We start from the raw sequence: 24545 nt of genomic DNA on the forward strand, positions 1-24545 counted from the left end.
ACGACGTTACCGCCCATAGTGTGGGCCGGCCGTCACCGAATCACGCAAGATGAGGCGGGCCGGGAAGGTTTTACGCTGCTGCAACGTTCCGCCATCCAGCATAAAGATCAGCGTATTGATGGTTTCCTGGATCATCTCGGTGATTGGCGCTTTGACGCTGGAAAGTGAAGGAATGGTAAACGGCGCCATCGGGATATCATCGAAACCAACTACCGATACCTGCCCAGGCACGGCGACGCCGCGCTCGAACAGCCGTTTCAACGCACCGATAGCCATATCGTCATTGCTGGCCACCAGCGCGGTGAATGCGGCCTGACGCTCAAGCAACGTATTGACGGCATTCACACCGCACGGCGGCGTCCATTTCCCCTCGACAATCAGCGCGTCGCGCACCGGGATCCGGTACTGCTCCAGCGCCGCTTTATAACCGGACAGTCGTTCCACGCCGGTGGGGGAATCTTGCGAGCCGGTCACAAACGCGATGTCCCGATGACCCAGTTCGATAAGCTGCGTTACCGCATCAAAGCTGGATGCCCGTTGATCGGAATAGATACAGTAGCTGTCGTTTTCCCGGAGCCGTCGGTTGATCACCATGATCGGTTGTTTATGCTGGTTGATGATGGCGTCCATGTCATCAATGCTTAAAAACCGCGGGTGCGTGATGAGCGCATCGCAACGTAAATCCAGCAGAAACTGGATCGCCGCCCGTTCCTCTTCCGCGCTGTGCTTACCATCCGCCAGAATCAGCTGGCGGCCTTGCGCCTCCGTCATTCTGGCGGCGTGGAACAGCAGTTCGCTAAAGTAAGTGCCATGGTACAGGGCATTGGTGATCACCAACCCGATAGTTTGCGACTTTTGCGTGGCGAGATTACGGGCCAGCAGATTCGGGCGAAAACCGCTCTCCGCGATCGCCTTAAACACCTTATCGCGGGTCTCCTGGCTGACATACCCATTACCGGACAACACCCGGGATACCGTCGATTTGGCAACCCCCGCCCGCTTCGCCACTTCAAGTATGGTGGTCATCTTCGCTCCCCGTCTTCACGTCGTTAATGCCGTCAGTTTATCCAATTTACGCTTAGTTTTCAGTAGCTTCATTCGTTGCGTTGCTATCACTGGGTTATTTATGGTGATCACCATCACGAAAAAGAAAATTGCTCACATCACCATCTTGTCTGGCCGAATGAAACTCTTCATGATTTTGTGGAACCGGTTCCCTATCCCGATTTATGCCGCAGAATCCTCACCCGCACGGAGCATCGGGCAGGCAGGCGCGAGTCGGGTGTAAGACGTTCTACGCTGCGGTCAACGGACCAACGCGAAGGTGTACCTGACTGCTATTAAGAGATAACCATTTCATGTCAAAGAATTACGCGCTGACCTCCCGCGCCATCGTCGATGCGCTGGGCGGACTGAACAATATCGACGCCGTCACGCACTGCATGACACGTTTGCGGTTCGTGGTGAAAGACAAATCACAAGTAGACAACGCCACGCTGAAGGCCATTGAGGGCGTGATGGGCGTGGTGAACACGGAATCCCAGTGCCAGGTGATCATCGGCAATAACGTCGCCAAAGCCTATCAGGAAGTGTTAAAACTCGGCCCGGCGGGGGCGCTGGGCGAAGCGCCGACGACAACACGTAAAATTACGCTGAAGAGCATCGGCGCCGGTATTCTCGACGCGCTGATCGGCACGATGTCGCCATTGATCCCGGCGATCATCGGTGGGTCAATGGTCAAACTCCTGGCCATGATCCTGGACATGGCTGGCGTCTTTACTAAAGGCTCCTCGACGCTGGTCATTCTCAACGTTATCGGCGACGGCGCATTCTTTTTCCTGCCGATCATGGTGGCAGCCTCGGCGGCGTTGAAATTCAAAACCAATATGTCGCTGGCGATCGCGATCGCCGGGGTGCTGGTACACCCGAGCTTTATCGACCTGATGGCGAAAGCGGCCGCCGGGCAACCGGTGCAACTGGCGTTTATCCCAGTGACAGCGGTGAAATACACCTACACGGTGATCCCGGCGCTGTGCATGACCTGGATCCTGTCTTATATCGAAAAAGGCATCGATCGCATCACCCCGGCGGTGACGAAAAACTTCCTCAAACCGATGCTGATTGTGTTGGTTTCCGCGCCCATCGCCATCGTGCTGATCGGCCCGCTGGGGATCTGGATCGGTAGCGGCATCTCCGCCATCGTGTATACCATTCACGGCTATCTGGGCTGGCTGTCGGTGGCCATCATGGGCGCGCTCTGGCCACTGCTGGTAATGACCGGCATGCACCGCGTGTTTACGCCGACCATCATCCAGACCATCGCCGAGGCCGGTAAAGAAGGCATGGTGATGCCATCCGAGATCGGCGCCAACCTGTCGCTCGGCGGCTCCTCGCTGGCGGTGGCCTTCCGCACCAAAAACCGCGAACTGCGTCAGACGGCGTTGGCGGCGGCCGCTTCCGCCATCATCGCCGGGATTTCCGAACCGGCGTTGTACGGTGTGGCAGTGCGACTGAAACGTCCGCTTATCGCCAGCCTGATCAGCGGCTTTATCTGCGGCGCGGTGGCGGGTATCGGCGGCCTGGCTAGCCATTCGATGGCGGCGCCGGGGCTGTTCACCAGCGTGCAATTCTTCGACCCGGCCAACCCGATGAGTATCGTGTGGGTGATTGGCGTCATGATGTTGGCGGTGGTGCTCTCGTTCATCATCACCTTGATCATGGGCTTCGAGGATATTCCTGAAACCGACGAGGCGCCTAAAGCACAAGCCACGGCAGCGCCGGTTGCCGCACAGCCCGTTGAGCCGGTCAAGGCGGCTAGTGTCAGTTAACCCGTCCCCGTCGCACTGCGGCGGGGTATTGTCATTTCCGAATCAGTGACAGCAATGCAAGTAAAAGAGGTAATTCATGTCAGCATCGACATTCCCTGATGGGTTTCTATGGGGGGGCGCCTTGGCGGCAAACCAGTCGGAAGGCGCCTATCTGGAGGGCGGCAAGGGGCTGACCACCGTCGATATGATCCCGCACGGCCCGAACCGGCTGCCGGTCAAACTGGGGTTGGAAAAACGTGTTGCGCTGCGTAACGACGAGTTCTATCCCAGCCACCAGGCGATCGATTTCTACCACCGTTACAAGGAAGACATCGCGCTGATGGCGGAGATGGGCTTCACCGTGTTCCGCACCTCCATCGCCTGGAGCCGTCTTTACCCAAACGGCGACGACGCGGCGCCGAACCCGGCGGGCATTGCGTTTTACCGCGATGTATTCAATGAATGCCGTAAATACGGCATCGAACCGCTGGTGACGCTGTGCCATTTCGACGTGCCGATGCATCTGGTGACGGAGTACGGCTCATGGCGCAACCGTAAAATGGTGGACTTTTTCACCCGCTACGCCCGTACCTGTTTTGAAGCCTTCGATGGGTTGGTGAAATACTGGCTGACGTTCAACGAGATCAACATTCTGCTGCACAGCCCCTTCTCCGGCGCCGGTTTGGTCTTCGAAGCGGGAGAGAATCAGGACCAGGTGAAATATCAGGCAGCGCACCATGAGCTGATCGCCAGCGCGCTGGCGACCCGAATTGCGCATGAGGTCAACCCTGCCAATCAGGTGGGCTGTATGCTGGCGGGCGGCAATTTCTACCCCTGGTCGTGCAAGCCGGAAGACGTGTGGGCGGCGTTGGAGAAAGATCGCGAGAACCTGTTCTTTATCGATGTACAGGCGCGCGGCGCTTATCCTTCTTACTCCGCGCGAGTGTTCCGTGAGAAAGGCGTCCATATCGACATGCTGGACGGCGACGCCGAGATCTTGAAAAACACTGTCGATTTCGTCTCTTTCAGCTACTACGCCTCGCGCTGTGCCTCAGCCGACATGAACGAGCACAACAGCAGCGCCGCCAATATCGTGAAATCGCTGACCAACCCGCATATCCAACGGAGCGAATGGGGTTGGGGCATCGACCCGTTGGGGCTGCGCATCACCATGAACATGATGTACGACCGTTACCAGAAGCCGCTGTTTTTAGTGGAGAACGGGCTCGGCGCGCGGGATGATATCAACGCCAACGGCGAGATTGAAGACGATTACCGCATCAGCTACCTGCGTGAGCATATCCGCGCCATGGCCGATGCGATTGAAGACGGCGTCCCGGTGATGGGCTACACCACCTGGGGCTGTATTGACCTGGTGGCCGCCTCCACCGGTGAGATGAGCAAACGCTACGGGTTTGTCTACGTCGATCGCGACGATCATGGCAATGGCACGTTGGCGCGTCGGAAGAAAAAATCGTTCGGATGGTACCGGAAGGTGATCGCCAGCAACGGCCGGGATCTAGACTGACCGGCCTTCGGGCTTCTGCGCCCACATCCCCGACCGTCGCCCGCTTCGGCGGCAACGGTCGGGGTCGGAAGCCCGGTTTAGAACGTCAGCCGATAGCGGACATAATCGTCCGCCGGCTGAAACTCGTCGTACAGGCGACGCGCCGGATTGTTCTGCCGGGTGTGCCAGTACAATCTTGACCATCCCTGTGCCTTACACTGTTCAACCAGATCCTCGATCAATCGTCGTCCAATCCCCTGCCCGCGACAATCCGGGCTGACAAACAGATCCTCCAGATAACAAACCGGCGTGACGACCCAAGTGCCCTCGTGCAATACGCTGAGACTGAACCCCACCACCTGCCCCCGACGCTCCGCCAGACGACACAGCAAAGCCGATGCCGGATCGAGAATGCGCAGCCAGGTATAGGCCGTCACCTCCGGCGCCACGCTCGATTGATAAAAACCGTTGTACCCCGCCCACAACTGCCGCCACGCCGGCTCATCCTCGGCTCGTGCCTGCCGAATCACGACGGTATCGTTCATTTTTTTCTCCTCGCTGAATGCACCAATGCGCCTACTGAGATAGGCTCTACGCTGGTGTGGTGTTTTTAACCGATTAATCTGCGGAAGGACTTTCGAAATATGCTCAAAATACTCGGCAAAACGACGTCAATCAATGTGCGCAAAGTGCTCTGGACCTGTGAAGAAGCGGGGCTGGATTATGTTCAGGAAGATTACGGTAGTGGATTTGCCTCGACGCAAACCGATGCGTTTCGCGCCATGAACCCGAACGCCATGGTGCCTGTGCTGATTGATGATGAATTTGTGCTGTGGGAATCCAATTCGATTTGCCGTTATCTGGCACGCAAAGCCAGGCGTAACGACTTGCTCCCCAACGAACCGCAGGCGTGTGCCAACGTTGAACACTGGATGGACTGGCAGGCAACCGAATTTAACAACGCCTGGCGCTATGTCTTCCCGGCGTTGGCGCGCAAGAACCCGGCTTATAATGATCAAAATGCGATTGCGGCAGGCATTAAAGAGTGGAACCACTGCATAGGTATTCTTGAACAACAACTCCAGCGCACCGGTGCATGGGCGGCAGGTGAGACGTTTACCCTGGCAGATGTGGTGCTTGGGTTGTCGGTGAACCGCTGGAAAATGACGCCGTTTCCCCATCCCGAAGTCCCCGCCATTGACGCATGGTTTACGCGCCTAAATCAGCGGCCGGCATTTTTGCGTCATGGGAATAACGGGATGGTCTAAGAAATCAGGTTTGTAAAAGGTCTGCCGTTGTCTCGATATATCTCTTGCGCATCTGCATCAACAGAGTAAAGCGTCCGGCAGACCCGCCCCATTCACACAGGAAAGAGGTACCACTGTTTCCACCTCTTCGCACCAGCGGCCAAAAAATCACTCACAAAATTACCCGGTTGGGAAAATTTTTTTATGCCATTAATTCTTTCCATTCTTCTGTTTGCATGGCTAAAAATTTACCATACCCTTACCTTTGAAATTTATTTATTTCAAAATATAAATGAAAGCAGGGTTTATTTTCTATTTTTTTACAATTAGCCTTGACGGGAAATTTGACGGTTTTTTAAATCCAATAAATAGACTCTATTTTCCCGTGTTGTTTATCGGATAGTTTTCCGCATCCTTTAACGTTAATTCACCCCTGATAGCAAAAAAAATATGGCTGCTATATATAGGCAGAGCAGTACCGTAGTTATTGAATGTATTAACAAAAAATTTGCGTTTAATTACACGCTATCCTTCAGTAAAAACAGCAAGGAAATATTATGTCTATATCCATATCATCGGATCTGTATAACTCTATCTGGCAGACATCCAGCCTGAAGAGTTCCAGTTCCTCGTCGTCATCGTCGTCATCCACACCATCGATCACCTCGATGGACAGTAATAGTCAGGATGGTGGTCTGTTACAGGCACTCTCCAGCGCGCTCTCCTCATTGGGGATTACGCTGAGTTCCAGTAGCTCCGACAGCACCTCAACAGACGATCTTTCCACTGACAGCACCACCACCTCCAGCACGTCCAGCACCTCCTCAACGGACTCTCAGGAAGCAGTGGCCGAGTTCATGTATACGCTGATGAATACCCTGCACAGCATCGGCGCATCCTCCAATTCGACCTCGCTTTCCGACAACCCGATGAAGACCGATCTGGATACGCTGGTCAGCGCGCTGTCGTCGTCCAGTTCTTCCAGCTCATCATCCAGTTCCACCGTGTCCGACAGCGCGCTGAGCGATCTGCAAAGCGCGTTCAACTCGATGGTATCGGCGCTGGGCGGCGACACCAGCACCGCATCGCTTTCCAGCTTCTTGCAGAGCTTCTCGTCATCGCTGTCGTCCTTCTCCAGTCAGGGCAACCTGACCAACACCATCGCCTGATAACGATGGTGTCAACAAACCCCGGCCTCCGCCGGGGTTCCTGTGTCTTGCCTGATGCCGATACGGATTGCCGACATCAGGTTATTGTCAGTATCACAACATGCCGGAGCGCGTCGCCGCGTTTTCCCTCACACGCCGTGCTTGTCGTTGCGCACGACGGCTGGGTACAGATGTAAAGAAACGCGCTGCCAATTAAAAAATCGTTTCAATATACCCCCTGCATCCGGGGTAATTATTTGGTATTACAGGGTTATTCCTTCGTCCAGAAAAATCGACCAACTATGTTTAAATCCTTTTTCCCGTATCCAAGACTGTTTTTCCCTTCCGCGCTGTTGTGGGCGCTGTTCGCCGTCGTGGTCTGGTACGTCTGGTATCTGCCGCTGGGCACGCATCTGTTGCAGTTTGCGGAACCGCTGCCGCAGGGCGTCGCCCGTTTCTGGTCGCCCGCATTTCTGTGGTTTTACAGTTATTACCTGATTTGTACCGGGATTTTCGCCGGCGCCTGGCGTCTGCTCCGGCCCCATCCCTGGCAACGTTGGTCAGTGTGGGGCTCTGCGCTGATCATCTTCGTGACCTACTTCTCGGTAGAAGTGGGCCTCGCGGTCAACGATTGGTACGTCCCTTTTTACGATCTGGTGCAAAAGGCGCTCAGCGCACCGAATGCCGTTAAAATTCAAGAATTTTACCGCGAATTGTTGGTCATTTTCGGCATCGCCATGGTGGCGGTGCTGGTCGGTGTTATGAATTTGTTTTTTGTCAGCCACTATGTGTTCCGCTGGCGGACAGCGATGAACAATTATTACATCGACCACTGGCAGCAATTGCGCCATATCGAAGGCGCTGCGCAGCGTATTCAGGAAGACACCATGCGCTTTGCCTCCACCGTCGAAAGCCTGGGGGTGGATTTGGTCAAATCGCTGATGACGCTGATCGCCTTTCTGCCGGTACTCATCTCGCTGTCGGTGCACGTCAAGGAACTGCCGCTATTGGGCGCGGTACCTTATGGACTGGTGATCGCCGCCGTGCTGTGGTCGCTGGCGGGTACCGGATTGCTGGCGTTGATCGGCATTAAACTGCCCGGTCTGGAATTCAATAACCAGAAGGTGGAAGCCGCCTATCGAAAAGAACTGGTTTATGGCGAAGACGATGCCGATCGCGCCACGCCACCGACGGTGAAACAACTGTTCGCCAACGTGCGCAAGAACTATTTCCGTCTTTACTTCCATTACACTTATTTCAATATCGCCCGGGTGTTCTACTTACAAGCCGACAACGTCTTCAGCATCATCGTGCTACTGCCGTCGATTGTCGCGGGTAGCCTCACGCTGGGGTTGATGACGCAGATTACCAACGTGTTCGATCAGGTACGCAGTTCCTTCCAGTATCTGATCAACTCCTGGACTACCATCGTCGAGCTGATGTCTATCTACAAACGTCTGCGCAGCTTTGAGTCTGTCATTTGCGACAACGCATCCGTAGATAATTCGACCAACCTCAGTTTAACCTCCGGGATGGAATCTTCCGGGCACTGATCTTGATGCCGTCATTGATACCCCGCAATGTATCAATGACGGTCTCTTTCATTAACGCCCATCTCATCCGTAGCCGACGCTCCATTATTTTCCCAATAAATATTTTCTGCTGAAGACAGACCATCACATTCGCACGTATCTTATTTTTTCGTAAAACTCACTTAACACAAGCTTGATAAAAACCATTCTTAATAATTAATGAAAACTATTTATTGATGTGAGAGAGCCGATATATAAAATCAAATAAATTACCCATGCATGCATAGAGCAGTAAATATATCAATACGCTTTTAGAATAAAGAAGTGATCTCATAGCATCATAAGTTCTCCCCTTTTAGTTGGTGGCGTATCTCTTTCCCGTGATAGAATTTTACCGTGATTAAGCTCACACGAACACCGCCATTTGTAAACAGAATGTTTAATCCTTGAATGAATTGCATTACCTAAACATCAATCACCTCGTATTATTTATAGGTTCCCACAATGAATAACGTCATAAATACCTATACCAATCTCAAAGTCGGTATCAAGCTCGCTATCGGCTTTGGGATCGTTTTAGTCATGTCTGCTTTTATTACTTTTTTCGGTGTCAATGGATTAAATAACATCGATACCTATGTAAAAAAAGCGGACATCAGCAACGATATTAATAACTTTATTAGTGATGCAAGGCGATTTCGTATCACCTTTCAATATACACATGACTACAACGCGATAAATCAAAATGGCGAGCAGCTGGAAAACGTCGCGAAATCACTTGAAGAAGCAAATAAATATACTTGGCGACCACGTCCGCAAGCTTTACTGGAACAGCTTGCAACAGCCCAAAAAAACTATTCCGCGGCCCGTAATGCTATGGTAAATGCCAGCCGCCAACGTGATACTTTTGCAGAAAAATTGAATAAAAATAGCAGTCTCAATGTCCTTGATACGCTACATGCACGGTTCAAAGCCGCATCGCTGCCCGCAGAGCAACGGCTCGAGTATCAAAACCTGCGTGAACGGCTGCTAGATATTCGGGATCTTGCCAGCATGCTGCTGTTGCAGCCATCTCCCGAGGCTGAAGCCGAACTGCGTCAGTCACTACAGCAAACAGCCGCCGCGTTTAATCAGTCTCTGCCACTGTTTGCGCCAGAGCAGCAAAGCTGGTTGACGCAGGCATGGCAATATTTTTCGGCCTATAACGGCTATGTAACGGACTACCTGTCCGCCCTGAAAAATGAGCAGGCCGCCTCTACCGAGATGGGCGCAAATGCAGCCATATTGGATAGCGCTTCCGACGAGCTTTATCAAACGCAGGTCACTTTCGTTTCCGATACCATCGTCAACACGATCTGGCAGTTGCTGGCAACAGGGGGGATTATTTTTATCATTGGGTTACTGTTTGCCTGGCGTATCACGGGACAAATCACCCATCCGCTGCGGGATAGCCTGAGCATGGCCGAACGGATCGCACAGGGGGATTTAACCACGTCAATCACCACCACGCGGAAGGATGAACTGGGCAAGCTCATAACCGCGATGAATACCATGAGTACCAAACTGCGGGAGATGATTCGCGAAATCCACGAGGGAGTTAGCAATGTCGCCACCGCATCGGCGGAAATCGCCGCAGGCAATACCGATTTATCCTCACGTACCGAACAGCAGTCCGCCGCAGTAGTGGAAACCGCCGCCAGCATGGAACAGCTAACATCAACGGTAAAACAGAACGCCGACAACGCGCATCACGCCTCGCAACTGGCGGCGGAAGCTTCATCGAACGCCAGTCAAGGCGGCGCCATCGTTACCGACGTGGTAAAAACCATGAGCGATATCGCCGGCAGTTCCAAACGAATTTCCGAAATCACTTCAGTCATCAACAGCATCGCGTTCCAGACCAACATCCTGGCACTGAACGCCGCGGTGGAAGCCGCACGCGCCGGGGAACAGGGGCGCGGATTTGCGGTTGTCGCCGGCGAAGTGCGCAACCTGGCGCAACGCAGCGCTCAGGCGGCCAAAGAAATCGAAACGCTGATCGGCGAATCGGTGGAGCGGGTCAACGTCGGCTCCATACTGGTGGAAAATGCCGGCAAAACAATGACGGACATCATCCGCTCCATTACCCATGTTCACGACATCATGGGCGAAATTGCCTCCGCGTCCGACGAGCAAAGCCGGGGCATCAATCAAATTTCCCAGGCAGTGTCCGAAATGGACGCCACCACCCAGCAAAACGCCGCGCTGGTGGAAGAGTCATCCGCCGCCGCCAATTCGCTGGAAGAACAGGCGCACGCGCTGGAGAAGGCAATTTCCGTATTCCGCTTGAGCCATAACGACACTCAGCATGCATCCCGCCCTGTCCCCAGAGCGGGTGTGGTCAGCGCTAAAAAACCGCTGATGCTGGCAACCACCGCGGCCGGATCCCGAACAGCAAAAGACGAGTGGGAATCGTTCTGAAAAACCGACGGGATAGGCGCGGCCACACGCCGTATTCCTTCCACCGTACCGTTCAGATATTGCCGCCAGGTACACCGTCACGCCGGGGCCACGCCCCGGTAGCCGTCAGTCAGCGAACCCCATACGTCTTCCATAGCCCCAGAACCACCACGATGCGCACCCCGCACGCCAGCACGCCACCATCCGGATTGCGCGGCGGGCGGCGCAGGCAGGCCGCCTCCATCAGCGATTGCACCGCCACCGGATTGATGGCGGAATAGGTATATATCAGCACCGGTGGTTCTGGTGCGACCAGAAAACTCAGCGTACCGCCGCTTGGGTCGTCGCGCCAAACGGCGATGTGGTCGGCGACATAGCGGTGTGGAGAAAAACCAGGGCATATACACCGAATCTTATTGGTTATTGAGTCTGGATTGCCATTGCATCGCAGCGACCTGAACTGCGGCAAAACTAAACCAACGTTTGTTTGAAACGAACGTTTAATTTCGGATAAGCAATACGGGAAAAAATGGATATGGATAATGACAGACGAGAATGTCAACAATAATACAAACGCAGCGATCATAAAAAAGACAGCTAATGATAATAAAAAAGGTGATTAATGATAATTAAAAACGACTTTAATGTTAAATCTACGTGTCAATAAAAATACAATAATAGATATTATAAATAAAAGAATAAAAATAATGACACTGGGCGTTTCACTGCTGAAAGGTGGTATAAAAAAACAATCTTGCTTTTTTATTCATGCGCCCTTTTTATGTCACCAAAAATTATGCAACTATATTCTCTGCCCGTTACAGGATGTTTGCCCAGTTTGAGTTCCCCTCGGTAAACTCAACCGACATGAAGGTCACGCACACATACATACACCATATAAATAATACAACGTATTGTTTTTGTTGATAAATAATAATAATCAAACAGGAGTACCCTATGCGTGCCATTATTCAAACATTTAACAACTTAAAAGTTGGCATCAAGCTTGCGTGTGGATTCGGCGTAATACTGATAATGTCCGCGCTCATCACGCTGACAGGGATTAATAGCTTTATCAGCATTGATACTTACGAAAATAAATCCATTATTAGCAACGATATTAATAACACTCTGGATGAACTGCGCCGCGTTCGTTTGAATTTCCAATACACCCGTGATTACAACTCCATGACCAGAAATGGCGAACTGCTGAAGAAAATCGCCGAACAATTGGCACAGGCCAGCGCCATGACATGGGACGACAGCGCCCACACATTATTGAACCAACTTAACGATGCCTATAAGACCTATGCCGCCGCTCGCGACGATTTGCTCAAAGCCAGCCGGCAACGTGATATCGCCAGCGACCAGCTCAACACGGCCCGCAGCGCCGAGGCCATCAATACCTTAAAAAACCGCTTTGCCACCGCCAATCTAGCGGCGGATACACGGCAGGAATACCTCGCCGTGCACGAGCAACTGATTGATATCCGCGACTTGACCTATGCTCTGTTGATCACTCCGTCTGCTCAGGTAGAAAGCGATCTGTACCAATCGCTCAACCGTGCGACCGGTATCGTGAACGCCGCGCTGACGCATTTTTCACCCGAACAGCAGGCCTGGCTGAATCAGGCATGGGGGGTTTTCGCCGCCTACAACCGCTACGTCACGGATTATATGACCGCTTTTAACGCGGAAAACGACGCCGCGCGTATTCTGGTCAGTTCGGCGGCGACGCTGGACGATGCCTCAGGTGCACTGTATCGCCAGCAGCTGGAGCAGGTTTCCCATACCACGCGCAATGCCCAGCAGGAATTGCTGGCGACCAGCATCATCATCATTTTATTGGGAATATTGATGTCGTGGCACATTACCCGGCGAATCACGCACCCGCTGAGTAAGAGCCTGGCTGTTGCTCAACGGATCGCCGGCGGTGATCTCACCGCCACCATCACCGCCCAACATCATGATGAGTTAGGACGATTGATGGCCACCATGGATGAGATGAGCCAGAAACTGAACGCCATGATTCGCGACATCCGCGTCGGCGTAACCAGCGTCGCCGCTACCTCCATCGAAATCGCCGCCGGAAATACCGATCTGTCGTCCCGTACCGAACAGCAGTCCGCCGCCATTGTCGAGACCGCCGCCAGCATGGAGCAACTCACCTCCACCGTGAAACAAAACGCCGATAACGCCCACCACGCCTCACAGTTGGCGGCGGAAGCCTCCGCCAATGCCACCCAGGGTGGCAATATCGTCACGCAAGTAGTCACCACCATGAACGATATCGCCGGCAGTTCCAGGCGTATTTCCGAAATCACCTCAGTTATCAACGGCATCGCATTCCAGACCAACATCCTGGCGCTGAACGCCGCCGTAGAAGCCGCCCGCGCCGGGGAACAAGGTCGTGGGTTTGCGGTTGTCGCCGGTGAAGTGCGGACGCTGGCGCAACGCAGCGCGCAGGCGGCCAAAGAGATTGAGTCCCTGATTGGCGAATCGGTCGGTCGTGTTGATGCCGGCTCGGCGTTGGTCGAACGTGCAGGCAAGGCGATGGACGCAATCATCCGTTCAGTGACACAGGTTCATGACATCATGAATGAAATTGCCTCCGCCTCCGACGAGCAGAGCCGCGGTATCAACCAGATATCGCAGGCCGTGACGGAAATGGACGCTACCACCCAGCAAAACGCCGCGCTGGTGGAACAATCGTCTGTGGCAGCCAACTCGCTGGAGGAACAAGCGGCAGCGCTGGAGCAGGCCGTAGCCGTCTTCCGGCTCAATGCGCAGCCGACCACCACCCCGCCGGCCAGCAACCGATCTGTATCCACACAGGAAACCGCGAAAAGCATCGCCCCTGCGCTGAAAAAACCGGCCCCGGCGGTTGCCGACGACGATCGGTGGGAATCCTTCTAATCCTCGCCGCCGGACGCCTTCCGGCGACGCATTCGCCAAGGCGACGCCTGATCTTCGCTACACCGCGTCCGGTTGCAGGTTCAGCAGTTGGATAATGGTATGCATCACGGCGTCGTCGTCATTAGAGCGCGTGATAAAACGGGCGGCGGCCTTGGTTTCCTCAAACGCATTGCGCATGGCGAAGCTGTAGTCCCCACAGCCCATCAACTCGATATCGTTCAAACCATCGCCAAAGACCGCAGTTTCTTGCGGCGTCACCTGCAATATATCCTGCAACCGAGCGACGGTGCTGCCCTTGTGTACCCCCGCGTCGGCGATGTCGATCCAGGCCGCTTCGGATACCACGATATAAGCGCGATCGTCATAAGGTGCGAGATGGGTGCGGGTTTGATGACAGCGCCCTTTTTCATCAAACAGGGAGATTTTGACAAAATCATCCTGCACCGCACTAAAATCTGGCACCAATCGGACGGTCGCGTAAGATTTTTTAACTTTTGCGATCATCGCCGGCGCCAGCGAATCTTTCAGCACCGCGCCGTTGGGGGTACAGGCGATGATCACCGGCTCCCGATTTACTGCCTCTAGCGTCGCGATCATCTCCCGACCAAGCGCATTGTCGATCAGCGACTGGTAGGCATACCGCCCCCGATGTTTGATACGGGTGGCGCTGTCGCCCAGGATCCAAAAATCGTCAGCCGATGCGCCGAACAGCTCCTCCACCCGGTCGCACTGCTTGCCGGTACAGGGGGCGAAAGACACCCCCTTGCGGCGCATCAGCGCGTCGACGCAGGGAAACAGCGTGCGGTTGAAATCACCGGCGCTGTTCAAAAAGGTTCCATCAAGGTCGGTTATTATCAATTTAATCATCACTCTCTCCATGAGGTGTGCTTACACCTGTTACATGGTCACGGCTCGAGACACCAGTGCTACCGTCGCCAAGAGCGCGCTAACGACCAGAAATGCAGCGGGTAAACCGCTGTGATGCGCGATAAATCCCACGCCGGCGGGGCCCGCCAACACCCCCACATACCCCAGCGTAGTCACGGCCGGTACTGCGGCGGCCTGCGGCATGCTGGTCTGACGGCCGATGGCGGTAAACATCACCGGTACAATGTTGGCGCACCCCATGCCGACTAGCGCGTAACCCAGCAGCGTCAACGGCCAAGCAGGGAGTATCACCGTGATCAATAAACCAAACGCCGCCAGCACGCCGCCTACAGTAACCACCCGGTGCGGCCCCAGACGGCTGACGACGCGATCGCCGGTCAGCCGCCCCAGCGTCATGGCGGCGGCGAAGCAGGCGAAACCCAGCGCCCCCAATGAATCAGGCATACCACGGTATTCGATGAGGAAGACCGCGCTCCAGTCCAGTACCGACCCCTCCGCCAGAAACAGGGCGAAGCAGATGCCGCCAAGCAACAGCACTGCGCCGCGCGGGATGGCGAATGCCGGGCCTTCCGGCGGATTGGCGTAGGTCAACAAGCCACGGTACTGCTTCACCAACAGTGCCAGCACAAACAACGCGACGGCTGCACTGGCGGCTAATGCCGACATGCCGCCCGACATCATGCCGCTCATGGCCGCCGCGCCCGCGATGCCGCCGACGCTGTAAAACCCGTGGAAGCCGGACATCATCGGCCGCCCCGCCGCTTTCTCCACCAGAATCGCCTGGATGTTCATCGTACAGTCGGTGATACCGACGCCGACGCCAAAGAACAGCAGCGCAACGGCCAATACCCCGACGTGGGAAATCACCGCCAGCAACGGCAGTACCAGACAAAACGCCAGCACCGCGACGACCAATACCCGTCGGCAGCCGAAGCGGGTGGTCAGCAGGCCGCTGGTCGGCATCGCCGCCAGCGCGCCGCCGCCGAGGCACAACAACAGCACGCCCAGTACACCGTCGTTAACACCAGTATTGAGCTTGGCGAAAGGCACCAGCGCCCCCCACGCCGCCGTGGCAAACCCGGCCAGAAAAAACATCGCCCGCGTCGCCGACTGTTCACGCCGGGCGAGCAAGACTTCATCCTGCCGCATTGCATTGATCAACCCGCTCATCTGCCCTCATCCATCCTGACTATTATTTATTCAACAAGTGCGCTGTTCAGCCGACGGCGTACCCACCGTTGAGCACCCGGAGCACTTCATCGTGCAACTGTGGGCAACCGCAGGCCAGCACTGTCCCGCCGGCCTCAGCCGGTTCCCCCGCTAACGTGGTCACTCTGCCGCCTGCCTGCTCGACAATGGGAATAAACGCCGCAATATCATAAGGCTGCAAGGCATATTCCAGACAAATGTCGATCTGCCCGGCAGCCAGCATCGCCATGGCATAGCACTCGCCACCATAGCGCGTCATCAAGGCGCGTTCGGTCAACGAGTGGAAATGCACATGCGGATAACGGCTGATCGGCTCCGGTGAGGTGGTATGCACGATGGCTTGATCGAGCGAGACATGCTGACGAGTCTCCAGTTGACGTATTTCCCCCTGCGGCCCGCTATACCATGCCTTCTCGCCATCAGCCCAGAAACGCTCGCCGGTAAACGGCTGGCTCATCATGCCCATCACTGCCCGGCCGCTATCCAACAAGCCGATCAACGTGCCCCATACCGGCAGACCACACAGGAATGGACGGGTGCCGTCCACCGGATCCAGTATCCACTGGAGATCGCCGCTGCCGGTGGCGCCGAACTCCTCCCCCAGAATGGCGTGTTCAGGATAACGCGCGGCAATCAACGCGCGAATCACCCGTTCCGCTTCCCGATCCGCATCCGTCACCGGATCAAACCGAAACCCCTCTTTCGGTTTACTGCCGATATGCAAATTCTGCTGTGACCGGAAGCGCGGCAACGTTTCCCGGCTGGCGGCATCGGCTAATTCATGGAAAAAAGCGATTTCTGGCAGTGACTGTCGCATCATTATTCCACCTTTAGGTTGCAGTGATATTGACAAACTCAGCGAGCAACGCTTGAATATGCTCGTTTTGCTCGATTAGTCACGAAATGTAAGGATTGATTATGCTCGATTATGCATCTTTCCCGGAACAACGACAATCCCTAATCCGGGAGCTACTGCAGAAGGAAGGTCGGGTCGTCTGTGCCATGTTGTCGCAAACGTTACAAGTCTCCGAACACACCATCCGGCGCGATCTGCAAGAGCTGGCGCGGGAAGGCGTGTGCAAGCGCGTGTACGGCGGCGCGGTCAGCATTTCGCCGTCCTCGGGCAATTTCACTCTCCGGGTTAACGACAACAGCGCTGGCAAAACCCAGTTGGGAAAGACCGCCGCCGCGCTCATCCGCAGCGGCGGCTGTATCTTTATCGATTCAGGTTCCACCAACCTGGAGGTGGCCAAAGCGCTGGCGCCAGACATCGCGCTGACGGTAGTGACCGGTTCGCCAGCCATTGCGCTGGCGTTGATCAATCATCCCCGCATCGAAGTGATTATGCTGGGAGGCCGTCTCGATACATTGAGCGGTGGTTCACTGGGGGCCACTGCGCAGCGACAGCTTGCAGCAATCTATTTCGATCAATGTGTGCTGGGCGCCTGCGCATTGGATGCCGAAGCTGGCGTCACGGTATTTAACTTTCAGGATGCAGAGCTCAAGCAGGCAGTCGTGCGCCAAAGCAATGAAGTGATCATTGCCATCACCTCGGAAAAAATTCCCGCTATCGCCCGCTATCGCGTTGCCGACTGCAGCGATATCACCACGCTGGTGGTAGAACAGGATTTGTCGCTGGATAAACTGGCGGGATTCGTCGGCAAAGCCCTTAATATCCAGTTCACTGACAAACAATAAAAACCGTCTTTCCTCTTCTGCGCGCTGAGCGTTGGTGTTTCCTACAGCCCGTGGTTATCCACCGTCTGGCTCGGCCCAAATTCATCAGGTTCAGCACGCTCAGCCTGCCCGCCGTCCCCAATCCGTACTGAAATTTACCGGGAAGAAATGGGGGATGGTTCAACAGGAATTCAGGCCACAGTGACCAAGTCCACACGCTCAACGCCGGGGTATCGATAAATAATCCTGATGAACATGGGCAATTCCTGGTGTTTTTGAGGGGATCACTTATAGTCACTAACACAATAAAATTGTGGATATGTCCTAAGTTATTCGAGCGGTGCCCCCAAAGAGGTGAGCCCCAGGGATACGCCACTGCACCTGCAGCCTGAAGTATGCCGGGTATCAACCATGACATCGCGTAACGTTCCCATTTGATGGCATAAATTAAGGGAAGTGTATGAATTCTATTCAAAAACGCATTCCTAAACTCTCTGGTATGTTACTGCTGGGTTTCATCGGGGCGGTGGTGTTGCTTTCCATTGTCCAACTGACAATGTTTCTATTATCGCGAGCGAATACAGAAACACAGGCGAACCGAATAATAAAATTCTCTACCGACATAGCAGGGGAAATACAAACCGTAGCCACTAACGTAGTGAATGATAATATTAATAACTGCCAGCCGGACAGCATTAATAAATTAAGAACCATCATCTGGGACACGAGTTATATTAACGATATCGGCATCATTCAGGATAATGCGATTATTTGTTCTGGCGCCTGGGGAATATTGCCCACCCCGATAAACATCCCCAACACGACCGTTTATTACAAAGATGGGCTAAAAAAAATCACAGATTATAATTTCCCCCTTATTGAAAATCATAAAGTCAATATATTACTCAAAAATAATGTCGCGATCATTCCCACTCAGATCCCCATGAATATATTGGATAATGTGTTAGAACAAAGTGATGTTAAGGTTACTACGCTCGATGAAACGCAAGTGTTATACCATAATTCATTCAACGCCCCCCCTCCTATTCTGCCATTTCAAACTATCAATTATGTACGCTGCGACAGCGAGAAAAATCTCTGCATACGCATCACGCATTATGGTGCCGGAATATCGAATCTCTCCGCTACGGTCATTATATTTATCGCCGCTCTCGGTTTTATCTTCGGCCTGATGATTGCTTTGTTAGCCTATTTTATTTCCGGATGGCGTAATACAATTTCCAACCGACTAAAACGCGCAATCAAAAACAAAGCGCTGTATGTCGAATACCAACCGATTGTGGAGCTCAAAAGCCGCGCTATTGTAGGCGCAGAGGCGTTAGTGCGCTGGAAAGATGACATGCATGGGCAAGTATCAGCGGAGCTCTTCATTCAACTTGCCGAGAAGTTGGGGATCACTCATGAGATCACCAAACTTGTTATTGATAAATCGCTTGAAGAGTGCCAAAGCATCCTCACCCACAACCAGGATTTTTTTATCAGTTTCAACCTGAGTAGCGGCGACCTCTGCTCGAAAACCTTTTTCACCCAAATTCAGGAGAACATAAAAACGTACCGTATCCATGCGCATCAGATCGCTTTTGAAATTACGGAGCACATCAATCTGGATGCTGAACTATTATCCTCGCAAATAAAAAAATTGATGAGTATGGGCCACAGCATCAGTCTGGATGATTTCGGCACCGGCTCCAGCAACTTGTCATCCCTGGTCGCTTTAGAGTTTGATACGGTCAAAATCGATAAAATGTTCCTGCATCATTTAAACAATGACAAATTATGGATGGATATCATCTATTCCATTATCCGAATGGTAGAGAGCCATCATAAACGCATTGTTTTCGAGGGTATTGAAGAACAGTATCAGTCCGATTTTATCCTGAAGAATACTCAAAATGCCTACGGTCAAGGTTGGTTATTCTATAAAGCCATGCGCAGCGAACAGCTGATGACCATCATCGCCGAGAATAACCCCCCCCGTCACCACGAAATACCGTTCATCGGTGATCACATCTAGCGCACATCCACCTTCACAATAAAAATAGCCCTCGCCGGCATCGGGAACACCGGCAAGGGCTATACCACGACAAGGTACTGACGCGAAGGGTCAACGACCGCTGCGCAATTTCTCCGCGCGACGGCGCAAGACCTCCATCACAATCAACAACGCCAGCGCGGCGGCCACCATCATAGACGCCGCGGCGGCGATGGTCGGATCCAGGTTCTCGCGGATCCCGGCGAACATTTGCAGCGGCAACGTGCGCTGACGCGGGCTGGCCAGAAACAGCGTGACGATCACTTCATCAAACGAAGTAGCGAACGCGAACAGCGCGCCGGAAAACACACCGGGGGCGATCAGCGGCAGCGTCACTTTACGAAATGTCAGCAACGGCGGCGCGCCAAGGCTGGCAGCTGCCCGGTTCAGGTTCTGATCGTAATTCTTCAAGACGGCGGTCACAGTGATCACCACGAACGGCACCCCGAGTACCGCATGCGCCAGCACCAAACCGAAATAGCTGTTCAGCAGCGACAGTTTGGCAAAGAAAAAGAACATCCCCACCGCGACGATCACCACCGGCGCAATCATCGGCGAGATCAGCACCGCCATCACCAGCGATTTACCGCGAAATTCGCCGCGCACCAGCCCCACCGAGGCCAGCACGCCCAGCCCCGTCGCCAACAACGTCGCCAACGGCGCGATCAGCAAGCTGTTGCCCAACGCGCTCAGCCATTCGCTGGAGTGGAAAAACTCGCGATACCAGCGCAGGGAAAACCCCGCCAGCGGGTAGCTGAGGAACGAGCCGGCATTGAAGGACAACGGCACAATCACCAACACCGGCACCACCAGAAACAGCAACATCGCCGCGCCGTAAAAATTAAAAAACGCATTCCACAACCGGAGAATCTGCGAACCCTGTTGTCTCATTTCCTTCATCAGTTTCTCCTTCTGTTAACGCGCGGCCGCTTCGGCCCCGGTACGGGTAACACGGATATAGACCACGTACAGCAACACCACGATCACCAGCAGTTGCGTCCCCAGCGCCGCCGCCATCCCCCAGTTCATGGTGGTGTTGGTGAAGAACGCCACGAAATAGCTGATCATCTGATCGCCCGGCCCGCCCAGCAGCGCCGGCGTAATGTAGTAGCCAATCGCCATCATGAACACCAGCAGCGCGCCAGCGGTCACGCCTGCGTAAGTCTGCGGTACATACACCCGCCAGAAGGCCACAAACGGGTGCGCCCCCAGCGAAATCGCCGCCCGCACATAGTTGGGCGAAATGCCCTTCATCACCGCGTACAGCGGCAGCACAAAAAACGGCAGCAGAATGTGGGTCATAGAGATGTAGACCCCCAAGCGGTTAAACACCAGTTCCAACGGCTGGTCGATAATGCCCAGATTGATCAACGAGCGGTTGATCAGGCCGCCAGACTGCAGCAGTACGATCCAACTGGCGGTCCGCACAATCAACGACGTCCAGAACGGTAACAACACCAGAATCATCAACATATTGGCGCGATTATTGGGCTGCTTCGCCAGCCAATAGGAAAGCGGATACCCCAACGCGACACACAGCAGCGTCACCATGCCCGCCATCACCAAGGTGCGCAGCAGCACATCGATATACAGCGCTTGATCGGCAGGTTGCATCACCACCTCACCGCTTTGCGGATCCACTTTATGGTCGAATACCGCCAGCAGATAGTAGTTGGTGAACGGCCGCGACGCGCGATCGAGGGTCTTCCAGGTGGCTAATTCCCCCCACAGCGGCTGTTCAGCGATCAACTGCCCGCGGAGATCCGGGCTGTCATCCGAAGGCAGTTTACGCAGCGTCCGGGTAATCAGCGTGCGGTACTGCCCGTCTTCATATCCCAGCCGTTTGGTGATGGTGGCAACCTGCCCGGTATTTCGCGCGGTACGTAGATCCGTCACCAGTGCTTTGAATACCGACTCATCAGGTACGTCTTTGCCGGGCCATTGCCGCATCGCCTCAATAGTCAACGGCATGTTCACGCGCAAATCGGGGTTGGAAACGCTTTTGCCCAGAATCGATAGGATCGGAAACAGAAAACTGACCAAAATAAACAGGAACAGCGGCGCTATCAGCAACAACGAACGCTTCTGATAACGGGCCTGCGCCTGACGCAGTTGCTGCTTCAGGGTGGTACGGGGCGGTGGATTGTCGGGGGACGTTTCCACCGCCAACATATCGTTCTGGGACATAAGCTATCTCCTTATTATTGCAGGCTAAACCGAACTTAGTGCTGGGCCGCCCAAGCGTTGAAGCGCTGCTCCAGCTCTTCGCCATGATCGATCCAGAATTCGGTATCCACCTGTACGGACTGGGACAGGTTATCCGGTGCGGTCGGCAGGTTGGCGCTGACAGCCGGCGCTAACAGAGCGGTAGTTTTGTTGTTGGTCGGGCCGTAAGCGATGTTTTCCGCGAAGACCTTCTGGTTTTCCGGTTTGTTGGCGAAGGCAATGAACTGCTCAGCCAGCGCTTTGTGTTTGGAACCTTTAACGATCGCCCAACTATCGAGGTCATAGAGCGCACCGCTCCAGACAATATTGATGCCCGGTTTCTCTTTCTGCGCCACTGCCACGCGGCCGTTATAGGCGGACGTCATTACCACGTCGCCGGACACCAGCCACTGCAACGGCTGCGCGCCGGATTCCCACCACTGGATATTGGGTTTGATCTGGTCGAGTTTCTTGAATGCGCGATCAACGCCCTCTTTCGTCGCCAGCACTTTGTAGACGTCTTCACGTTTCACGCCGTCCGCCAGCAGTGCGATCTCCAGCGTAAATTTGGCGCTTTTGCGCAGCGCGCGCTTACCGGGGAAATCTTTCACATCCCAGAAATCAGCCCAACTGGTCGGCGCTTTCTGCAGTTTGTTGGCGTTGTAAGTCAGCACGGTAGACCACACGAAAATCCCGGCGCCGCACTCGGATACCGCCCCGTTAACGAATTCGGATTCATTACCCAGTTTTTTCCAGTCCAGCGGTTCGAACAGCCCTTCGTTGCAGCCGCGCATCAACTCCGGGCCTTCCACTTCCACCACATCCCAGCCGATCTGGCCGGTTTCCACCATGGCGCGGATCCGAGCCATTTCGCCGTTGTATTCGCCGGCCTCGATCGTCCCTTTGCCGGCGGCCTGGAACGGTTTATAAAACGCTTTATCCTGCGCGTCCTTGTTGGTGCCGCCAAACGAAATCACGGTCAGGTTTTCAGCCCAGCTCTGTGACGCCATGGCGACGAGCAATGCGGATAAGGCAAATTTCTTCAACATAGTCTGGCTCCTGGAGAGTTAGTCAACGCAATGCCGAAACGGCAAAACGCTTAAATTTTCCTGATGCATACGCATCATTATATAAAGCAGTTTTCGTGCCACTTTCTGATGAGTCAGCGGAAATTGACCTGGAAGACCGGCAAATGAGGTATTCCGTAAACTGTTCAATTTGCCCTGTTCTTTCATCAATAAATCGACCACGCATTTCGCCTCGTCATGGTGCAATGTAAAAAATCGATTGCACCATGACAGCCCGAACGCCGCACCGCAGCCCCCCTGCGTCCACCAAAATCGCGTGCGCAAATTTTCACGCGCGCCCTGGGCGCACGTAAAAATAGTCGGACTGAAAATGAAAACCGGCGATAGGCGAGATGAACGTCCCTGTTCAGCCTGGTTCCTCAGGCGGAGGGCGAGAGGTCAACGCAGAGATATTTCATCTCCAGGTATTCCTCGATACCGAAACGCGATCCTTCGCGTCCAAGTCCTGATTGTTTCACCCCGCCGAACGGGGCGACTTCGTTAGAGATGAGGCCGGTGTTAATGCCCACCATGCCGTACTCCAGTGCTTCCGGCACCCGCCACTGACGGGCGGCATCGCGGGTGTAAACATACGCGGCCAGACCGAATTCGGTATCGTTGGCCATCGCCACCACCTCGGCTTCGTCGTCGAACGGAAACAACGGCGCAACCGGGCCGAACGTTTCTTCACGGGCAAAACGCATTTCGCGGGTCACATCGCCAATCACCGTCGGGGTGAAAAACGTGCCGCCTAGCGCATGCAACTTGCCGCCGGTCAACAACGTGGCGCCTTTACTCAGCGCATCGTCGATGTGCTGCTGAACCTTGCCGATGGCGTCGCCATCAATCAGCGGCCCCTGGGTAACGCCGGGTTCAGTACCGTCGCCCACCTTAAGTTTTTCGACTTCCGCCACCAGCTGCTCGACCAACGCCGGGTAGATGCCGCGCTGCACGTAGATGCGGTTGGCGCACACGCACGTCTGCCCGCTGTTGCGGAATTTCGAGGCCATGATGCCCTTGATCGCCTGCGCCAGATCGGCATCGTCAAACACGATAAACGGCGCATTACCCCCCAACTCCAGCGACAGTTTTTTCACCGTCGGCGCGCTCTGCGCCATCAGGATGCGGCCGACTTCCGTTGATCCGGTAAAGCTCAGTTTGCGGACTACCGGGCTGTCGCACAGCACTTTGCCCACCGACGGCGCATCGCCGGTGACGACCTGCAGCACGCCGGCCGGGATACCGGCCTGCTGAGCCAGCTCCGCCAACGCCAGCGCAGTGAACGGCGTTTGCTCCGCTGGTTTAACGATCATGGTGCAGCCCGCCGCCAACGCCGGCGCGGCTTTGCGGGTGATCATCGCCGCCGGGAAGTTCCACGGTGTAATCGCTGCGCACACGCCGATGCTCTGTTTGATCACCAACAAGCGCTGGTGGGCCTGCGGCGACTGCAGCACACTGCCTTCCACCCGCTTAGCCTCTTCGGCAAACCAGTCGATGAACGAGGTGGCATAGGCGATCTCGCCACTGGCTTCCGCCAGCGGTTTACCTTGCTCGGCGGTCAGGATGGCCGCCAGGTCATCCTGATTGTCGCGGATCAAACGCGCCCAAGCCTGTAGCAGCGCCGCTCGTTCCTTGCCGGTGCGCTGGCGCCATGCGGCCAGCGCCTGTTCCGCGGCCGCAATCGCCTGCTGCGTCTGAGCCGCGGTAATCAGCGGAATAGCGCCCAGCACCGCGCCGGTAGCGGGGTTATTCACGCTCAGGTGTTCCCCGCTCTCGCTCTCCAGCCATTCACCGTTAATCAGGCACTGCTGGCGGAATAATGTTTTTTGTTTCAGTTGCATAGCTACCCT

19 protein-coding genes are annotated in these 24545 nt (G+C 54.7%); 9 read left to right on the plus strand and 10 right to left on the minus strand.

Features of this window, described 5'->3' with window-relative positions; all coding sequences use genetic code 11:
• Window positions 1-6 precede the first annotated feature (6 nt).
• On the minus strand, window positions 7-1026 hold the full coding sequence (locus HEP82_RS04620; protein WP_192457004.1) for a LacI family DNA-binding transcriptional regulator: 1020 nt from the start codon (window positions 1024-1026) through the stop codon (window positions 7-9).
• 332 nt (window positions 1027-1358) lie between these two features.
• On the opposite strand from HEP82_RS04620, the gene ascF reads away from it, so the two are divergent.
• Both ascF and HEP82_RS04630 read left to right on the plus strand, forming a co-directional pair.
• Complete coding sequence (gene ascF, locus HEP82_RS04625) at window positions 1359-2828, plus strand: PTS cellobiose/arbutin/salicin transporter subunit IIBC (RefSeq protein ID WP_192457005.1); 1470 nt, start codon at window positions 1359-1361, stop codon at window positions 2826-2828.
• A 76-nt stretch (window positions 2829-2904) separates the two neighbouring features.
• The gene (locus HEP82_RS04630) at window positions 2905-4335 is read left to right on the plus strand and encodes a 6-phospho-beta-glucosidase (protein WP_192457006.1); all 1431 of its coding nucleotides are present in this window, start codon (window positions 2905-2907) and stop codon (window positions 4333-4335) included.
• A 77-nt stretch (window positions 4336-4412) separates the two neighbouring features.
• Here the strand turns inward: HEP82_RS04630 and HEP82_RS04635 are convergent, their stop codons facing one another.
• Window positions 4413-4859, minus strand: coding sequence for a GNAT family N-acetyltransferase (locus tag HEP82_RS04635; protein WP_192457007.1), 447 nt, complete (start codon window positions 4857-4859; stop codon window positions 4413-4415).
• A 99-nt stretch (window positions 4860-4958) separates the two neighbouring features.
• On the opposite strand from HEP82_RS04635, the gene HEP82_RS04640 reads away from it, so the two are divergent.
• From HEP82_RS04640 to HEP82_RS04655, 4 genes are all read left to right on the plus strand, one after another.
• On the plus strand, window positions 4959-5582 hold the full coding sequence (locus HEP82_RS04640) for a glutathione S-transferase family protein (RefSeq protein WP_192457008.1): 624 nt from the start codon (window positions 4959-4961) through the stop codon (window positions 5580-5582).
• A gap of 536 nt (window positions 5583-6118) precedes the next feature.
• Complete coding sequence (locus HEP82_RS04645; protein WP_192457009.1) at window positions 6119-6730, plus strand: hemagglutinin; 612 nt, start codon at window positions 6119-6121, stop codon at window positions 6728-6730.
• Between the two features lie 281 nt (window positions 6731-7011).
• Window positions 7012-8262, plus strand: coding sequence for a peptide antibiotic transporter SbmA (gene sbmA / locus HEP82_RS04650; RefSeq protein ID WP_192457010.1), 1251 nt, complete (start codon window positions 7012-7014; stop codon window positions 8260-8262).
• Between the two features lie 483 nt (window positions 8263-8745).
• Window positions 8746-10701: a methyl-accepting chemotaxis protein gene (locus HEP82_RS04655; RefSeq protein ID WP_192457011.1), complete on the plus strand. Its 1956-nt coding sequence runs from the start codon at window positions 8746-8748 to the stop codon at window positions 10699-10701.
• Window positions 10702-10810: 109 nt separating this feature from the next.
• On the opposite strand, the gene HEP82_RS04660 is transcribed toward HEP82_RS04655, so the two are convergent.
• The gene (locus HEP82_RS04660; protein ID WP_192457012.1) at window positions 10811-10975 is read right to left on the minus strand and encodes a hypothetical protein; all 165 of its coding nucleotides are present in this window, start codon (window positions 10973-10975) and stop codon (window positions 10811-10813) included.
• Between the two features lie 662 nt (window positions 10976-11637).
• Here HEP82_RS04660 and HEP82_RS04665 point away from each other — a divergent pair.
• On the plus strand, window positions 11638-13596 hold the full coding sequence (locus tag HEP82_RS04665; RefSeq protein WP_192457013.1) for a methyl-accepting chemotaxis protein: 1959 nt from the start codon (window positions 11638-11640) through the stop codon (window positions 13594-13596).
• Between the two features lie 57 nt (window positions 13597-13653).
• Here HEP82_RS04665 and HEP82_RS04670 read toward each other — a convergent pair whose 3' ends face one another.
• From HEP82_RS04670 to hisN, 3 genes are read right to left on the minus strand one after another with little or no spacing between them, the layout of a single operon-like run.
• A complete protein-coding gene (locus tag HEP82_RS04670) occupies window positions 13654-14463 on the minus strand; it encodes an HAD-IIB family hydrolase (RefSeq protein WP_192457014.1) in 810 nt (269 codons plus the stop codon).
• 30 nt (window positions 14464-14493) lie between these two features.
• On the minus strand, window positions 14494-15654 hold the full coding sequence (locus tag HEP82_RS04675) for an MFS transporter (RefSeq protein WP_192457015.1): 1161 nt from the start codon (window positions 15652-15654) through the stop codon (window positions 14494-14496).
• 46 nt (window positions 15655-15700) lie between these two features.
• Window positions 15701-16510 carry a histidinol-phosphatase gene (gene hisN, locus HEP82_RS04680; RefSeq protein WP_192457107.1) on the minus strand — a complete coding sequence of 270 codons (810 nt, stop codon included), beginning with the start codon at window positions 16508-16510 and terminating at the stop codon, window positions 15701-15703.
• Between the two features lie 101 nt (window positions 16511-16611).
• Between hisN and HEP82_RS04685 the strand changes: the two genes are divergently transcribed.
• Complete coding sequence (locus tag HEP82_RS04685) at window positions 16612-17391, plus strand: DeoR/GlpR family DNA-binding transcription regulator (protein WP_192457016.1); 780 nt, start codon at window positions 16612-16614, stop codon at window positions 17389-17391.
• 439 nt (window positions 17392-17830) lie between these two features.
• A complete protein-coding gene (locus HEP82_RS04690) occupies window positions 17831-19405 on the plus strand; it encodes an EAL domain-containing protein (RefSeq protein ID WP_192457017.1) in 1575 nt (524 codons plus the stop codon).
• A gap of 90 nt (window positions 19406-19495) precedes the next feature.
• Here the strand turns inward: HEP82_RS04690 and HEP82_RS04695 are convergent, their stop codons facing one another.
• From HEP82_RS04695 to HEP82_RS04710, 4 genes are all read right to left on the minus strand, one after another.
• Entirely contained in the window at window positions 19496-20314 is an 819-nt protein-coding gene (locus HEP82_RS04695; RefSeq protein ID WP_192457108.1) for an ABC transporter permease, read from the minus strand.
• Between the two features lie 24 nt (window positions 20315-20338).
• Window positions 20339-21610 carry an ABC transporter permease gene (locus tag HEP82_RS04700; protein ID WP_192457018.1) on the minus strand — a complete coding sequence of 424 codons (1272 nt, stop codon included), beginning with the start codon at window positions 21608-21610 and terminating at the stop codon, window positions 20339-20341.
• 35 nt (window positions 21611-21645) lie between these two features.
• Window positions 21646-22677, minus strand: coding sequence for an ABC transporter substrate-binding protein (locus HEP82_RS04705; RefSeq protein ID WP_192457019.1), 1032 nt, complete (start codon window positions 22675-22677; stop codon window positions 21646-21648).
• A 398-nt stretch (window positions 22678-23075) separates the two neighbouring features.
• Window positions 23076-24536, minus strand: coding sequence for an NAD-dependent succinate-semialdehyde dehydrogenase (locus HEP82_RS04710; RefSeq protein ID WP_192457020.1), 1461 nt, complete (start codon window positions 24534-24536; stop codon window positions 23076-23078).
• Between the last annotated feature and the right edge of the window lie 9 nt (window positions 24537-24545).

Source organism: Musicola keenii, from assembly GCF_014855505.1.
Taxonomy (GTDB): Bacteria; Pseudomonadota; Gammaproteobacteria; order Enterobacterales; family Enterobacteriaceae; genus Musicola; species Musicola paradisiaca.

Bases quoted from the DNA above. Each gene is read 5' to 3' on its own strand.
- sbmA (WP_192457010.1), top strand. From the start codon at position 7,012: ATGTTTAAATCCTTTTTCCCGTATCCAAGACTGTTTTTCCCTTCCGCG.
- HEP82_RS04640 (WP_192457008.1), top strand. From the start codon at position 4,959: ATGCTCAAAATACTCGGCAAAACGACGTCAATCAATGTGCGCAAAGTG.
- HEP82_RS04665 (WP_192457013.1), top strand. From the start codon at position 11,638: ATGCGTGCCATTATTCAAACATTTAACAACTTAAAAGTTGGCATCAAG.
- hisN (WP_192457107.1), bottom strand. From the start codon at position 16,510: ATGCGACAGTCACTGCCAGAAATCGCTTTTTTCCATGAATTAGCCGAT.
- HEP82_RS04690 (WP_192457017.1), top strand. From the start codon at position 17,831: ATGAATTCTATTCAAAAACGCATTCCTAAACTCTCTGGTATGTTACTG.
- HEP82_RS04630 (WP_192457006.1), top strand. From the start codon at position 2,905: ATGTCAGCATCGACATTCCCTGATGGGTTTCTATGGGGGGGCGCCTTG.
- HEP82_RS04635 (WP_192457007.1), bottom strand. From the start codon at position 4,859: ATGAACGATACCGTCGTGATTCGGCAGGCACGAGCCGAGGATGAGCCG.
- HEP82_RS04645 (WP_192457009.1), top strand. From the start codon at position 6,119: ATGTCTATATCCATATCATCGGATCTGTATAACTCTATCTGGCAGACA.
- HEP82_RS04700 (WP_192457018.1), bottom strand. From the start codon at position 21,610: ATGTCCCAGAACGATATGTTGGCGGTGGAAACGTCCCCCGACAATCCA.
- HEP82_RS04670 (WP_192457014.1), bottom strand. From the start codon at position 14,463: ATGATTAAATTGATAATAACCGACCTTGATGGAACCTTTTTGAACAGC.
- HEP82_RS04685 (WP_192457016.1), top strand. From the start codon at position 16,612: ATGCTCGATTATGCATCTTTCCCGGAACAACGACAATCCCTAATCCGG.
- HEP82_RS04710 (WP_192457020.1), bottom strand. From the start codon at position 24,536: ATGCAACTGAAACAAAAAACATTATTCCGCCAGCAGTGCCTGATTAAC.
- HEP82_RS04655 (WP_192457011.1), top strand. From the start codon at position 8,746: ATGAATAACGTCATAAATACCTATACCAATCTCAAAGTCGGTATCAAG.
- HEP82_RS04675 (WP_192457015.1), bottom strand. From the start codon at position 15,654: ATGAGCGGGTTGATCAATGCAATGCGGCAGGATGAAGTCTTGCTCGCC.
- HEP82_RS04695 (WP_192457108.1), bottom strand. From the start codon at position 20,314: ATGAGACAACAGGGTTCGCAGATTCTCCGGTTGTGGAATGCGTTTTTT.
- ascF (WP_192457005.1), top strand. From the start codon at position 1,359: ATGTCAAAGAATTACGCGCTGACCTCCCGCGCCATCGTCGATGCGCTG.
- HEP82_RS04705 (WP_192457019.1), bottom strand. From the start codon at position 22,677: ATGTTGAAGAAATTTGCCTTATCCGCATTGCTCGTCGCCATGGCGTCA.
- HEP82_RS04620 (WP_192457004.1), bottom strand. From the start codon at position 1,026: ATGACCACCATACTTGAAGTGGCGAAGCGGGCGGGGGTTGCCAAATCG.